13 protein-coding genes and 2 pseudogenes are annotated in these 14,683 nt (G+C 61.9%); 11 read left to right on the top strand and 4 right to left on the bottom strand.

All coding sequences use genetic code 11. The features are described 5' to 3' along the window. Positions 1–57 precede the first annotated feature (57 nt). A complete protein-coding gene (locus tag J3D60_RS24655) occupies positions 58–429 on the bottom strand; it encodes a translation initiation factor Sui1 (protein ID WP_027607992.1) in 372 nt (123 codons plus the stop codon). Positions 430–556: 127 nt separating this feature from the next. On the opposite strand from J3D60_RS24655, the pseudogene J3D60_RS24650 reads away from it, so the two are divergent. Then, positions 557–646, top strand: a pseudogene (locus J3D60_RS24650) (outer membrane lipoprotein carrier protein LolA); the annotation flags it as partial. A gap of 99 nt (positions 647–745) precedes the next feature. Here the strand turns inward: J3D60_RS24650 and J3D60_RS24645 are convergent. Both J3D60_RS24645 and J3D60_RS24640 read right to left on the bottom strand, forming a co-directional pair. Then, a complete protein-coding gene (locus tag J3D60_RS24645) occupies positions 746–1,282 on the bottom strand; it encodes an NUDIX hydrolase (RefSeq protein ID WP_065940941.1) in 537 nt (178 codons plus the stop codon). Positions 1,283–1,284: 2 nt separating this feature from the next. After that, positions 1,285–2,352, bottom strand: a complete 1,068-nt coding sequence (locus J3D60_RS24640; RefSeq protein WP_053134622.1) for a DUF2333 family protein — start codon at positions 2,350–2,352, stop codon at positions 1,285–1,287. A 299-nt stretch (positions 2,353–2,651) separates the two neighbouring features. Between J3D60_RS24640 and J3D60_RS24635 the strand changes: the two genes are divergently transcribed. The 10 genes from J3D60_RS24635 to purH all read left to right on the top strand — a co-directional run bounded on the left by J3D60_RS24635 (position 2,652) and on the right by purH (position 14,538). Next, positions 2,652–4,322 (top strand): PleD family two-component system response regulator, encoded by a 1,671-nt coding sequence (locus tag J3D60_RS24635; RefSeq protein WP_115486350.1) that lies wholly within the window; start codon positions 2,652–2,654, stop codon positions 4,320–4,322. A gap of 53 nt (positions 4,323–4,375) precedes the next feature. Beyond that, on the top strand, positions 4,376–6,337 hold the full coding sequence (locus J3D60_RS24630; RefSeq protein WP_253493126.1) for a methyl-accepting chemotaxis protein: 1,962 nt from the start codon (positions 4,376–4,378) through the stop codon (positions 6,335–6,337). A gap of 307 nt (positions 6,338–6,644) precedes the next feature. Next, a complete protein-coding gene (aroQ, locus tag J3D60_RS24625; protein ID WP_065940938.1) occupies positions 6,645–7,100 on the top strand; it encodes a type II 3-dehydroquinate dehydratase in 456 nt (151 codons plus the stop codon). Between the two features lie 24 nt (positions 7,101–7,124). Continuing rightward, the gene (gene accB, locus J3D60_RS24620) at positions 7,125–7,589 is read left to right on the top strand and encodes an acetyl-CoA carboxylase biotin carboxyl carrier protein (protein WP_065940937.1); all 465 of its coding nucleotides are present in this window, start codon (positions 7,125–7,127) and stop codon (positions 7,587–7,589) included. Positions 7,590–7,606: 17 nt separating this feature from the next. Further along, complete coding sequence (gene accC, locus J3D60_RS24615; protein WP_065940936.1) at positions 7,607–8,968, top strand: acetyl-CoA carboxylase biotin carboxylase subunit; 1,362 nt, start codon at positions 7,607–7,609, stop codon at positions 8,966–8,968. 217 nt (positions 8,969–9,185) lie between these two features. Then, positions 9,186–10,064 carry a 50S ribosomal protein L11 methyltransferase gene (gene prmA, locus J3D60_RS24610; RefSeq protein WP_253493125.1) on the top strand — a complete coding sequence of 293 codons (879 nt, stop codon included), beginning with the start codon at positions 9,186–9,188 and terminating at the stop codon, positions 10,062–10,064. A 30-nt stretch (positions 10,065–10,094) separates the two neighbouring features. Next, positions 10,095–11,333, top strand: coding sequence for a DUF3426 domain-containing protein (locus J3D60_RS24605; RefSeq protein ID WP_253493124.1), 1,239 nt, complete (start codon positions 10,095–10,097; stop codon positions 11,331–11,333). Positions 11,334–11,518: 185 nt separating this feature from the next. Continuing rightward, the gene (dusB, locus tag J3D60_RS24600) at positions 11,519–12,532 is read left to right on the top strand and encodes a tRNA dihydrouridine synthase DusB (protein WP_253493123.1); all 1,014 of its coding nucleotides are present in this window, start codon (positions 11,519–11,521) and stop codon (positions 12,530–12,532) included. Beyond that, on the top strand, positions 12,529–12,849 hold the full coding sequence (gene fis / locus J3D60_RS24595) for a DNA-binding transcriptional regulator Fis (RefSeq protein ID WP_002555375.1): 321 nt from the start codon (positions 12,529–12,531) through the stop codon (positions 12,847–12,849). The genes dusB and fis overlap by 4 nt, the downstream gene beginning before the upstream one ends. Before the next feature lie 81 nt (positions 12,850–12,930). Beyond that, positions 12,931–14,538 carry a bifunctional phosphoribosylaminoimidazolecarboxamide formyltransferase/IMP cyclohydrolase gene (gene purH, locus J3D60_RS24590; protein ID WP_065940933.1) on the top strand — a complete coding sequence of 536 codons (1,608 nt, stop codon included), beginning with the start codon at positions 12,931–12,933 and terminating at the stop codon, positions 14,536–14,538. Between the two features lie 15 nt (positions 14,539–14,553). Here the strand turns inward: purH and J3D60_RS24585 are convergent. Beyond that, positions 14,554–14,643, bottom strand: a pseudogene (locus J3D60_RS24585) (outer membrane lipoprotein carrier protein LolA); the annotation flags it as partial. Positions 14,644–14,683 lie beyond the last annotated feature (40 nt).

The following is a 14,683-nucleotide window of genomic DNA, read 5'->3' as shown; positions in this document are numbered from 1 at the left end:
AAGCAAGGTAGACCCCACTCGCAGGACAGAGTTTAGACACAGGTTGGGAAGAGGCTTTCAGCCGCCGGACTTCTTGGCCTTGTAACCCAGCCTGATCAGCTCGGCCAACAGCAGTTCGACGTGATCGCCCTGGATCTCGATGACACCGTCTTTCAACGCGCCACCGGTGCCACAGCGCTTTTTCAGCGTGGTGGCCAGTGCCTTGAGCGGCTCTTCGGCCAACGGCACGCCGGTGATGGTGGTCACCGTCTTGCCGCCACGGCCTTTGCTTTCGCGGCGCACGCGGGCAATACCGTCGCCTTCGGGGATCAGGGTCTGTTTGCAGGTACACGAATCCACGGGCTGACGACAGTCCGGGCAGTGTCGACCTGCGTCGGTGGAAAATACCAGGCCGCCGAGGGCGGCGAAGGATGCGGCTTTTTTGGCCACCGGCAATCCTCTCGGGAGGACAAAGACTGATCGGCCTCCGCTAAGGGACGACCGACCGCGAAGCCCCACTCAGGCAGGGGCAGCGCTACCGAGCCGCCAAGGCTAATCCCCACCTGTAGGAGCGAGCTTGCTCGCGAAAATCGTCAACGATGACGCGTGCATTCCGAATGCACGCGGCGCTCTTGAGTTTTTCGCGAGCAAGCTCGCTCCTACAGTGATCCCAGGGTGCAACAATGGCGGTTCGGGTGAAAAGTCGCGCAGTGTAACGGCAAAAAGCCCACTTGCTAAGAGCCAAATGGCGCCAATTTATGCAGCTTTAGCGACGTGAGGCCAGATAGCGCCGCAAGCCCTCCTGGGCGTCCGGGCAGTAAGGCTTGTGCTCGGCTTCCTGCAGGACCGTTTCCACGGGCAAAAAGCGCGCCTCCATGACTTCTTCAGGCTGCAGGCGCAATGGCCCATCCCAAATCGCCGAGTAGGATTTGCACCAGAGCCGGCTGTCGCCATCCTCAAAGTAGAAATGGTCATGCTCGGTCAGTTCCACCCCGCCGACACCCAGCTCCTCTTCCAACTCGCGGGCTGCCGATAACGCGTAGGATTCGCCCGCCGCGACCATCCCCCCCGCCGCCGTATCCCAGAACCCCGGGTACAGGGCCTTGCTCAGGGTGCGCCGATGCACGCACAGCTCACCCTTGGAATTGAACAGAAAGATAAAGGTGCAACGGCCGATCAAGCCGCGCTGGCGCAAATCGGACCTGACGAGATGGCCAAGCAGGTTGTCCCGCTCGTCGACCCAGCAGATCAGTTCGGCATCAGAGGCCGCACGGTGCGCGGCCTCGTTTTGAGCAGCGTCCATCATCAACCCTGGTTGAGCAGTTGACGCAAATCGATCACCGCCGCATTGGCCCGGGAAATGTAGTTGGCCATGACCAGCGAATGGTTAGCCAATACGCCGAAACCGCTGCCGTTGAGGATCATCGGGCTCCAGACCGGCTCTTGCGAAGCCTCCAGCTCACGAATGATCTGGCGCACGCTGACGGTGGCGTTTTTCTTGGCCAGCACGTCGGCAAAGTCGACTTCGATGGCACGCAACAGGTGGGACAGCGCCCAGGCCTGGCCACGGGCCTCGTAGAACACGTTATCGATCTGCATCCATGGGGTTTCCACCACCTCTTCGTCGACCTGCGGCACTTCACCCGGCGCCAGGGCTTCGGTTTTCAGTGCGGTGTTCAATTTGACCCGGCCCACGCTGGCCGACAGGCGTTGCGACAGCGAGCCCAGGCGGGTGGCCACATCGCCCAGCCAGTTGTTCAGGTTGTCGGCGCGGGCATAGAACAAGGCGCCACGCTGGTTCGGGTCGGACAGGCGCGCTTCATAGCGGCTCAGGGAGTTGATGCCTTCCTGGTACTCCGACTCACTGGACGGCAGCACCCAGCTCTTGTTGTCGAAGTTGAAGCGCGGCTCGGCCTTGGCCAAGTCGGCGTCTTCGGCCGACTGCGACTGGGAGCGGGCGAAGTCTTTACGCAGGGCGCGGGTCAGGTCGCGCACCTGCACCAGCACGCCGTATTCCCAGCTGGGCATGTTGTCCATCCACAGGCCCGGCGGGAAACGGTCGTTGGAAATATAGCCACCGGGCTTGTTCAGCAACGTGCCGACCACGGTCTTGAGGGTTTCGACGGTGGTATAGCCCACCACCATCTGCTTGCCTTCCTTCTCGGCGGCAAGCTGCGCATTCTGCTGGACCGGGAACAGCGCCGGCTCTTCGCTCCAGTACCAGCCCAGGGCGCCGGTGACCAACAGATACAGGCCGAGCACACTGAGCACGGCTCGGCTCATCAGCAGAGTACGAAAATAGCTGCGGTTGGCCGACTTGGGCTCAGGGGCAGGGCCTTTGGCACTGCCCGCACGGTTTTTCCAGTCCAGCATGGCGATATCCTTTCAATCACTTGAGTTCATGCACTTGAATTGAGGGCGTGCGTTCAAACACTCCGACCACAACCCTACCCCATCGTGCCCGCCCATGCGGGGCTTTTCACCAAACGTGCATACGGCAAGCATTCGACTATAAAGGATGCACGCTTTTTAAGCTGCGCGACCGTCAGGTCACCAACTGAATATCAGGGACACACAGTTAATTGACATATGACACTCATCCCATTGAAAAGAGGTGCTAGCATAGAGCCATCAGTTCGACCTCAGCATGCACCCTCACTAGTAGTCAGGATATGACCGAGCCAGAAGACCCCAGCCGTGAGCGTCTCAAGCAGCATTTTGCCCAGCGGGTAATTCATCAGGCACGTCAAATTCTTGAGATCTGGCAGCGCCTGCAACGCAGCGAATGGTCAGGCGCCGACCTCTCCGAACTCAGCGAGGCCAACCTGCGCCTGCAGCGCTTCGCCGAGCGTTTCGAACAACCCGAGCACGGCCAACTGGCCCGGCACATCGGCGAATCGCTCAAGGCCGTGGACGAAAACCGCGGGCGCCTGAGCAGCCAGTTGATCACCGAGCTCAACCGCTTGATGCAGCGCCTGTCCCGCACCGGCCTGCGCCAGGGCGACCAGCTGGAACAAACCTTCCTGCCGCCGATGCGCAAGCCGATCTACGTGATGCTGGCCGATCACGACCGCGCCGAGCGCCTGGCCAAGCAGCTGGAATTCTTTGGCATGAGCGCCCAGTCCCTGGACAGCGTCGCGGCGTTTCGCGCGTCCATGGCCGAGCGCCTGCCGTCGGCGATCGTGATGGACGTGGATTTCTGCGGCGCCGGCCTGGGCCTCAAGCTCGCCGCCGAAGCCCAGGAAGGCCTGGAGCATAAGCTGCCGCTGTTGTTTTTCAGCCTGCACGAAACCGACACCCCCACTCGCCTGGCCGCGGTGCGCGCCGGCGGCCAGGAATTCCTCACCGGCACGCTGGAAGCCTCCAGCCTGCTGGAAAAGATCGAAGTGCTGACCTGCGTCGCCCAGTACGAACCATACAAAGTGCTGATCATCGATGACTCGCGGGCCCAGGCGCTGCACACCGAGCGCTTGCTCAACAGTGCCGGCATCGTCACCCGCACCTTGATCGAGCCGATCCAGGCCATGGCCGAGCTGGCAGACTTCCAGCCCGACCTGATCATCCTCGACATGTACATGCCGGCCTGTACCGGCACCGAACTGGCCAAGGTGATTCGCCACAACGACCGTTATGTCAGCGTGCCGATCATCTACCTGTCGGCCGAAGACGACCTGGACAAGCAACTGGACGCCATGAGCGAAGGCGGCGACGACTTCCTCACCAAACCGATCAAGCCGCGCCACCTGATCACCACGGTGCGCAACCGCGCCGCCCGTGCGCGCAACCTCAAGGCGCGGATGGTGCGCGACAGCCTGACCGGGTTGTACAACCACACCCATATCCTGCAACTGCTCGAAGACTGCAGCTTCCGCGCGCGCCGCGAGAACAAGCCGTTGAGCTTTGCCATGCTCGACATCGATCACTTCAAGCGGGTCAATGACAGCCATGGCCACCCCATGGGCGACCGCGTGATCAAGAGCCTGGCGCTGTTTCTCAAGCAACGCCTGCGCAAGACCGATTACATCGGCCGCTACGGCGGTGAAGAATTCGCCATCGTGATGCCCGACACCGACCTGGACTCGGCCTGCAAGGTGCTGGATGAAATTCGTGGGCGCTTTGCCGAGATTCACTATCCGGCGCAGCCGCAGGATTTGTGGTGCACCTTCAGCGCCGGGGTGGTGGAGCTGTGTGACGGCTCCGACAGCCTGATGATGGCCGCCCAGGCCGACGAGGCGCTGTACCGCGCCAAGGACGCCGGGCGTAACCGCGTGCAAGCGGCGCGCACGTCAAAGCAAAGTGCCACCTTTTCACCAGAATCCACTGATTCCGTCATAACCCTGTAATGAAAACGCAATAACTTCAGGCACTTACCTTTTGCTGTCGGTTGATACCCCGCATGCGCCTGAAGCTGCTGACCAATCTCAATACCCTCCTGCTGGTGGCCGTGTGCCTGGCACTTGGAGCGACGCTGTGGTGGTCGCAACGGGCGCTGGAACAGCCTTATTTGCTGATGGAACGCTACCTCGGCCTGTCACAGACCTTCCAGAACCAGGCCGCGCGCAATATCGACGACTACCTCGCCAGCGGTGATGCATTGCGCTTGAGCAGTGCCAGCCAGAGCCTGGAAAACCTGTTGCAGCACCTGGATGAACTGCCCGCCGACCTCGCACAGAACCTGCGCCCCAGCCTTGCGGACCTGGATGCCTTCAGCAAGACCGACCTGCTGGCGGCCGGTAAGTTGGCAGGTGACCCACAAGCCCTGTTGCTGCAGGCCGAGCGGGAGCTGGGCGCCAACCTGGAGCAGTTGAGCCAGTACGCCATAGGCGTCAACACCCCCGAAGCCGCGCGCTACCTGCCGCCGCTGTTGGCAGCCTCACAGCACCTGGGCAAGCTGTCCCTGGCCCGCGACAAACTGGTGAGCAGCGGCCGCGCGGAACTGGCGGACGATGTGGAACGCGAAGTCGGCAATATGCGCAGCCAGGCCGACCTGCTGGAGCAACTGCCATTACTCGGGGTAAAGGCCAGCGCAGAATCCAACACCGATGATTTTTCGGCCTTGATGGGCCTGGAAAACAGCGCAAAAACCGAAGCCCAGGACACCGGCGTCGACCTCAAGCGCGAACTCAACGGCCTGCTGGCCCGCTACCCCGCCGAACTCCAGCGCACCCGCACGCAGATCCAGCAGCGTGCCGACCTGGCCGCCGCCACCCACTTGAAAATCGCCGCCGTTCAGCAGGCCATCGCCGGCCTGGAGCCGGTGGTGCGCGCGCAACACGGCAAGATCCAGGGCGAAGTGCGCCTGATGCAAGGCGTGATGATCGGCCTGATTCTGCTGATCGCCCTGCTGATCGACACCCTGCAACGGCGCCTGGCGCGGGTGCTGACCAGCCTGGCCCCGGCCTTGTCGACCTGGGGCGAGGGCAACTTCAGCCAACCGATCACCTTGGGCAAGACCAACCGCGAACTGCGCGACATCGAAGCGTCCCTCAACCGTCTACGCGCCTACCTGGTGGATCTGGTGGGTACCATCCGTGGCAATGCCGAAGAAGTGGCCGGCAGCAGCCGCGCCCTGGCCGAACTGAGCAGTGGCCTGCACGACGGCGCCGAACGCCAGGCCGGGGATACCGCACAGATTCGTGACTCCCTGGGCGAACTGGAAGCCACCATCCAGCAAGTCGCCGGTGACGCCAGCGCTGCGGCCGGCGCCAGCCGCAGCGCTGGCCAGGCGGTTGAGCAAGGCCAGCGCGTGATCGGCCTGAGCCTGACCGGCCTGCACGCGCTGGTGGGTGAAGTGCAGCAAAATGCGCAGATGATCGAGAAACTTGCCGAGGAGTCCGCCACCATTGGCGGCGTATTGACCGTGATTCGCTCGATTGCCGACCAGACCAACCTGCTGGCGCTCAACGCCGCCATCGAAGCCGCACGCGCCGGTGAGGCCGGGCGCGGATTTGCCGTGGTCGCCGACGAAGTGCGCACCCTGGCCCAACGCACCGCTGGCGCCACCGCCGAGATCCAGGCCTTGATCACCGGCCTGCAAACCGCTGCGCATCAATCGGTGCAGGGCATGCGCGCCCAGGTTGAACACGCCGAGGCTACCGCCCAGCAAGCCCAGGCTGCGGATGGCGCGCTGGATGAAATCGTCGGCGCGATCCAGACCATTTCCGCCACCGCCGTGCGGATTGCCGATGTAACGGCGCAGCAAAGTGGCGCCGTGAGTGAGATTCGCGACAACAGCGAGCGGATTCATCAGCTCGGCGAGGATAATTTGCTGCGCATCGGCCACGGCCGCAGCCAGGGTGAGCATTTGCTGGTGCTGGGTGGGCAGCTCAATACGGCAGTGCAGGCGTTCCGCGTCTGACCTGCCCCATGAAGATCCAAAATCAAATGAAGATCAAAATGTGGGAGGCGGCTTGCTCCCGATAGCGGTGGATCAGTTACAGATGTCGATACTGACACACTGCAATCGGGAGCAAGCCCCCTCCCACATTTGATCTCCACAGTATTCAAGGGCGTATTACCAATGACCGGATCCCAGCCCCCAGTCATAAATTTTGCGCAATCCTCGCTAATCGTGCCGCCTACTGCATAGAACTGGACAGTCACAAAGGCTTTGCGGCATAGTCGCCGGGTTCTGCCTTGCCCACATCAATAACAAGGAACAGCCGATGGCGACCTTACTGGTTCTTCACGGACCCAACCTGAACCTGCTCGGCACCCGTGAACCGGGCGTCTACGGGGCAGTGACCCTCGATCAGATCAACCTTGACCTGGAACGACGGGCACGTGAAGCCGGCCACCATTTGCTCTACCTGCAAAGCAATGCCGAGTATGAATTGATTGATCGCATCCATGCCGCCCGTAGCGAAGGCGTGGACTTTATCCTGATCAATCCCGCCGCTTTTACGCACACAAGCGTTGCATTACGTGACGCGCTGCTGGCGGTGAGCATCCCATTCATCGAAGTGCATTTATCGAACGTGCACAAACGCGAACCTTTCCGCCATCACTCTTACTTCTCCGACGTTGCGGTAGGAGTGATCTGCGGCCTTGGCGCCAGCGGTTACCGACTGGCCCTGGAGGCCGCCCTGGAACAGCTTGAACAACCGGCCAAGCGCCCCTGACCGACCCTTGGGAGTTGATGATTCATGGATATCCGTAAAGTTAAGAAACTGATCGAACTGCTGGAAGAATCCGGTATCGACGAGCTGGAAATCAAGGAAGGCGAAGAGTCCGTACGGATCAGCCGCCACAGCAAGACCCCGGCCCAACAGTTCTACGCACCCCAGATGCAAGCACCGGCTCCAGCGGCTGCTCCGGCCGCCGCCGCGCCTGCTGCTGCCGCTGCACCTGCCGCACCGGCTGCCCCAGCGCTGAACGGTTTCGTGGTCAAGTCGCCAATGGTCGGTACGTTCTACCGCACCCCGGCACCGACCTCGCCAGCCTTCGTTGAAGTGGGCAAGACCGTGAAAGTGGGCGACACCATCTGCATCGTTGAAGCGATGAAGATGATGAACCACATCACGGCCGAAAAAGCCGGCGTCATCGAATCCATCCTGGTAGAAAACGGTCAGCCGGTTGAGTACGACCAGCCGCTGTTCACCATCGTTTGAACCGCGGAGCGCCTTCGATGTTGAAACCTGCGAAGAAACTGCAAAAAGTCCTGATCGCCAACCGCGGCGAGATCGCGCTGCGTATCCTGCGCGCCTGTAAGGAAGAGGGCATCAAGACCGTCGCTGTTTACTCGACGGCCGATACCGAATTGATGCACGTGAAACTGGCGGACGAGAGTATCTGCATCGGCCCGCCACTGGCCACGAACTCTTACCTGAAAGTCTCGAACATCATCGCCGCAGCAGAAGTGACCGGCGCTGATGGCATCCACCCGGGCTACGGCTTCCTCGCGGAAAACGCCGATTTCGCCGAACAGGTGGAAAAATCCGGGTTTGCCTTCATCGGCCCGAAAGCCGAAACCATTCGCCTGATGGGCGACAAGGTATCGGCCAAGGACGCCATGATCGCGGCCGGCGTGCCAACCGTTCCGGGCTCCGACGGCCCGCTGCCTGAAGACGAGGAAACCGCACTGCGCATTGGTCGCGAAGTCGGCTACCCGGTGATCATCAAGGCCGCCGGTGGCGGTGGTGGTCGCGGCATGCGCGTGGTGCACAAGGAAGAAGAGCTGATCGAAGCCGCCAAGCAGACTCGCTCCGAAGCGGCTGCCTGGTTCGGCAACCCGATGGTCTACCTGGAGAAGTACCTGACCAACCCACGTCACGTGGAAGTGCAGGTGCTGTCCGACGGCCAGGGCCACGCCATCCACCTGGGCGACCGCGATTGCTCGCTGCAACGTCGTCACCAGAAGGTGTTGGAAGAAGCACCGGCACCAGGCCTGGACGAAACCGCTCGCCAGGAAGTCCTGGCTCGCTGCGTCAAGGCGTGCATCGACATCAACTACCGCGGCGCCGGCACCTTCGAGTTCCTCTACGAGAACGGCCGCTTCTACTTCATCGAGATGAACACTCGCGTGCAGGTAGAGCACCCGGTGTCGGAGATGGTCACCGGTATCGACATCGTCAAGGAGATGCTCAGCATCGCCGCCGGCAACGTGCTGTCCTTCACCCAGGAAGACGTGAAGCTCCACGGCCACTCCCTGGAGTGCCGGATCAACGCCGAAGACCCGAAGACCTTTATCCCAAGCCCTGGCCTGGTCAAGCATTTCCACGCGCCCGGCGGCAACGGCGTACGTGTGGATTCGCACCTGTACAGCGGCTACAAGGTTCCGTCCAACTACGACTCGCTGATCGGCAAGCTGATCACCTGGGGCGCGACCCGCGACGAGGCCATGGCCCGTATGCGCAATGCCCTGGACGAAATCGTGGTCGACGGCATCAAGACCAACATCCCGCTGCACCGGGACCTGGTTCGTGATGAAGGCTTCTGCGAAGGTGGTGTGAACATTCACTACCTGGAACACAAGCTGGCCAACCAGTAAGTGCTCCACCCAACAAAGCCGCCTTCGGGCGGCTTTGTTGTTTCTGCACACCTGTTTTCCAGGATGCACACAGTCGAAATGTGGGAGGGGGCTTGCCCCCTCCCACATTTGGTCCGCATTCACTCAGTAATGTCGTCTTATGCTGTTCGCTCGCGTAAACTTGCGCGCTTTCGCAGCCTACCCCGCTGCACACTCATTTTTTTCAAAGGTGCCCGCCATGCCTTGGCTGCAAGTCCGTCTCGCCATCAGCCCAGAACAAGCCGAAACCTACGAAGACGCGTTCCTCGAAGTGGGCGCCGTCTCGGTGACCTTCATGGACGCCGAAGACCAACCGATCTTCGAACCGGAACTCAACACCACCCCGCTGTGGTCCCACACCCATTTGCTGGCCCTGTTCGAAGACGGCACCGACGCCGCCGCCGTGCTGGCCCATATGGAATTGCTCACCGGCAGCCCGTTGCCCGAGCATCACAGCGAAATCATCGAAGACCAGGACTGGGAACGCAGCTGGATGGACAACTTCCAGCCGATGCGCTTCGGCCAGCGCCTGTGGATCGTGCCGAGCTGGCATGCCGCCCCGGAGCCGAACGCGGTCAACCTGCTGCTGGATCCGGGCCTGGCATTCGGCACCGGCACCCACCCCACTACCGCGTTGTGCCTGGAGTGGCTGGACGGCCAGGACCTGACGGACAGCCACGTGCTGGATTTCGGCTGCGGCTCGGGGATCCTGGCGATTGCCGCCCTGTTGCTGGGCGCCAAGGAAGCCGTGGGCACCGACATCGACGTGCAGGCCCTGGAAGCGTCCCGGGATAACGCCGGGCGCAACAACATTCCTGAAGGCAAATTCCCGCTCTACCTGCCGCAGGATTTGCCCCAGGTGCAGGCCGACGTGCTGGTCGCCAATATCCTCGCCGGCCCGCTGGTGGCCCTGGCGCCGCAACTGTCGAGCCTGGTCAAGCCGGGCGGGCGCCTGGCGCTGTCGGGCATCCTCGCCGAGCAGGGCGAAGATGTCGCCGCCGCCTACGCCAAGGATTTCGAGCTGGACCCGATCGCTAACCGTGATGGCTGGGTACGCATCAGCGGACGTCGGCGCTAGAATGAGCGCTTGCCTGAATCGGATGGCCGCATGACCGACAGTTTCGTCACCCAGTGCCCGCATTGCCAAACCCGCTTTCGCGTCAACCACGCCCAATTGAGCGTGGCTCGCGGCGTGGTTCGCTGCGGCTCGTGCCTGCAAGTCTTCAACGCTGCCCGCCAGCTGCTGGAGCAGCGCGCCCAGGCGCCTGCGCCGGAGCAACCGGCCACGATCGAGCCTGCGCGCGAAGCCGCGCCTGAGCCCCAGCGGGCAATCAGCCAGAAGCAGTGGAGCGCCGAAGAGCTGGACCTGGACAATCTGGACCTGGACCAGGAACTGGCCAAGCTGGAACGCCGCGAGATTCAGCACACGCTGCCCGTAGGCACGGAACGCCGCCAGCCTGGTGCCGACCGCCGGCAGAAAGAAGACGCTCTCAGCGCCAGCCGCGAAACCGTCAAGGCCGAAGAAGAGAAATGGGCCGCCAGCCTGTTCAGCGAACCGCCTGAAGAACGCGCCAACGCTTCCGAAGACGAACCTGAACCGACCAAAGCCCCTGCGACCCGGCAGCGCACCGAGCCCTCCATGTCGTTGCACCTCGACGATGAGCCCGCGCTGCGCTCCCCCCCGGAAGATGAACACATCGACCCGCCGTTCACGCCCCTGACAGCGGCAGCGGATGAAGCGGAGCCCGAAGAGCGCGCGCAATCCCGTCGCAAGCGCCCACGTCCCGAGGCCGGCGTCCATGACGACCTGCTCCAGGACCTGGAAGACGACCCTCTGCACCTGTACGCGCAAAAACGCCCGCAGGGCCTGGGCCGTCGCCTGATCTGGGTGCTGCTGGTACTGATCGCCGCCGCCGGCCTGGCCGCGCAGTACATTGCCTATCAATTCGACGACCTGGCCCGCCAGGACGCTTACCGCCCGTGGTTCCAGCAACTGTGCCCGACACTGGGCTGCACAGTGCCGTCGCGGGTCGATATCGCCCATATCAAGAGCAGCAACCTGGTGGTACGCAGCCACCCTGAGTTCGCCGGGGCGCTGGTGGTGGATGCGATCATCTATAACCGCGCGACGTTCTCCCAGCCCTTTCCGCTGCTGGAACTGCGTTTCGCCGACCTCAACGGCAACCTGATTGCCAGTCGTCGCTTCAAGCCCGCCGAATACCTGAGCGGCGAGTTGGCCGGGGTGAGCGAAATGCCATCACAAACCCCGATCCATATCTCCCTGGATATCCTCGATCCGGGCAATAAAGCCGTGAATTACAGCCTGAGCTTCCACTCGCCCGAGTGAATCGGCCTACGCACCGTCGCTTGACGGTGGAGTATTGATTGGTCACCGCCCATCCAAACCGGCGGCGATAAAGAAATAACTGTTCAGATTTTATCCAATTCAGCCTTTATCCAGTCATCGAGAGCGGGTATCATGCCAACCCTTTTTCGAACTCTAATGATCCGGCCCCACAACAGGGAAGTCCTATGTCGGCGGTACGCATCGGCCCATATACATTGCAGAATGGCTTGATTCTCGCCCCGATGGCGGGCGTCACCGACCAGCCCTTTCGTCAGCTGTGCAAGCGTTTGGGCGCGGGTCTAGTAGTCTCGGAAATGGTCACCAGCGACATGAGCTTGTGGAACACCCGCAAATCGCGGATGCGCATGATCCACGAAGGTGATCCCGAGCCCCGCTCGGTCCAGATCGCCGGCGGTGATGCGCAGATGCTGGCGGATGCGGCCCGGGCCAACGTGGAGTTGGGCGCACAGATCATCGATATCAACATGGGCTGCCCGGCCAAGAAGGTCTGCAACAAGGCCGCCGGTTCCGCGCTGTTGAAAGATGAGCAGTTGGTTGCCGAGATCCTGCAGGCCGTTGTTGCCGCAGTGGATGTGCCGGTGACCCTGAAGATTCGTACCGGTTGGGACCGGGACAACAAGAACGGCCTGACGGTGGCGAAGATCGCCGAACAGGCAGGCATTACAGCGCTGGCGGTGCATGGTCGCACCCGCGCCGACCTTTACACCGGTGAAGCCGAGTACGACACCATCGCCGCGATCAAGCAGGCGGTGTCGATGCCGGTATTTGCCAATGGCGACATCGACTCGGCCGAAAAAGCCCGGCGCGTGCTGCACGCCACCGGTGCCGATGGTGTGTTGATTGGCCGGGCCGCCCAGGGGCGGCCGTGGATTTTTCGTGAGGTCGAGCATTTCCTGCGTACGGGTGAAGTCCTGCCGGCGCCGGAACTGGTCGAGGTGGAAAGTATTCTGCTAGAGCATCTGGCTGCACTTCACACCTTCTATGGAGAGGTGATGGGCGTGCGTATTGCTCGCAAGCATGTGGGTTGGTATCTCGCAACCCTGCCAGGCGCCAGGGAGTTTCGCGCCGGGTTCAATCGTTTGGATGAAACGCAAGCACAGGTCACCGCCGTTCGTGAGTTTTTTGCCGAACGAGACAAGAGCCTGAGAGCAGGGGACGGAGAATGGGTGGCCGCATGACGATGATGACCGAGACTTTAGTGAGTGGAACAACACCCGTGAGCGACAACGTCAATTTGAAACAGCACCTCAACACGCCGAGCGAAGAAGGCCAGACCCTTCGCGGGAGTGTCGAGAAGGCGCTGCATAATTATTTCGCCCACCTTGAGGGCGCTTCCGTCACGGACGTGTACAACCTGGTGCTCTCCGAAGTCGAGGCGCCCCTGCTCGAAAGCGTGATGAACTACGTCAAGGGCAACCAGACCAAAGCCAGTGAGCTGCTGGGCCTCAACCGTGGCACCTTGCGCAAAAAGCTCAAGCAATACGATTTGCTGTAAGCATTCAATCAAACCAGAAAGGCGCCCGCGTAAAACCGGTCGCCTTTTTTGCTGACTCCTTTGCTTTTGATGGAAATTGAAATGACCGACCAGACTACCCGCCTGCCGATCCGCCGCGCCTTGATCAGTGTCTCCGACAAGACCGGGATCCTCGAATTTGCCCGGGAGCTGGAAGCCCTGGGCGTGGAAATCCTCTCCACGGGCGGGACCTTCAAGCTGCTGCAGGACAACGGCGTGGCCGCAGTGGAAGTGGCGGACTACACCGGTTTCGCAGAAATGATGGACGGTCGCGTCAAGACCCTGCACCCGAAAATCCACGGCGGCATCCTCGGCCGTCGCGGCATCGACGACGCCATCATGACCGAGCACGGCATCAAGCCGATCGACCTGGTGGCCGTCAACCTCTACCCGTTCGAAGCCACCATCAACAAGCCGGGCTGCGACCTGCCGACCGCCATCGAAAACATCGATATCGGCGGCCCGACCATGGTTCGCTCGGCGGCCAAGAACCATAAAGACGTGGCCATCGTGGTCAACGCCGGCGACTACGCCCAGGTGCTGGAAAGCCTGAAAGCCGGCGGCCTGACCTACGCCCAGCGTTTCGACCTGATGCTCAAGGCGTTCGAACACACCGCCGCCTACGACGGTATGATCGCCAACTACATGGGCACCGTGAACCAGACCGCCGAAACCCTGAGCACAGAAGGCCGCAGCCAGTTCCCGCGCACCTTCAACAGCCAGTTCATCAAGGCTCAGGAAATGCGCTACGGCGAGAACCCGCACCAGAGCGCGGCGTTCTACGTGGAAGCCAAGCCTGCGGAAGTGGGCATCGCCACTGCGACCCAACTGCAAGGCAAAGAACTGTCCTACAACAACGTGGCCGACACCGACGCCGCGCTGGAATGCGTGAAGAGCTTCGTCAAGCCGGCCTGCGTGATCGTCAAGCACGCCAACCCGTGCGGCGTGGCCGTGAGCCCGGACGCTGAAGGCGGCATTCGCCAGGCGTACGAACTGGCCTACGCCACCGACACCGAATCCGCGTTCGGCGGCATCATCGCCTTCAACCGTGAGCTGGATGCAGAGACGGCCAAGGCCATCGTCGAGCGTCAGTTCGTCGAAGTGATCATCGCCCCTTCCGTGAGCGAAGAAGCCCGCGCCATCGTGGCGGCCAAAGCCAACGTGCGCCTGCTGGCCTGCGGCGAGTGGTCGGCTGAACGTGCCGCTGCCTGGGACTACAAGCGCGTCAATGGCGGCCTGCTGGTACAGAGCCGCGATATCGGCATGATCGGCAGCGCAGACCTCAAGGTAGTGACCAAGCGCGCCCCGACCGAGCAAGAGATCAACGACCTGATCTTCGCCTGGAAAGTGGCCAAGTACGTTAAATCCAACGCCATCGTCTACGCCAAGAACCGCCAGACCATCGGTGTCGGCGCTGGCCAGATGAGCCGCGTGAACTCGGCGCGTATCGCCGCGATCAAGGCCGAGCACGCCGGTTTGCAGGTGGCCGGCTCGGTGATGGCGTCCGATGCATTCTTCCCGTTCCGTGATGGCCTGGACAACGCCGCGAAAGCGGGCGTGACTGCCGTGATCCAACCGGGCGGCTCGATGCGCGATGCCGAGGTGATCGCCGCTGCCGATGAAGCCGGCATTGCCATGGTCTTCACCGGCATGCGCCACTTCCGTCACTAAACACCACTGCTTTCCTACTGTAGGAGCGAGCTTGCTCGCGAAAAAACCGAGAACGCCACGGGGAGTCAGATGCCCCCCGTTATCGTTGACGATCTTCGCGAGCAAGAACTAGACGTCCCCCTCGCTCCTACAGAAAGCACAGCGT

It is taken from the genome of Pseudomonas sp. S3E17, assembly GCF_024168685.1.
In the GTDB taxonomy this organism is placed as follows: Bacteria; Pseudomonadota; Gammaproteobacteria; order Pseudomonadales; family Pseudomonadaceae; genus Aquipseudomonas; species Aquipseudomonas marginalis.
The sequence above is the reverse complement of the archived record's forward strand: the minus strand, read 5'-3'. Positions and strand labels throughout refer to the sequence as shown.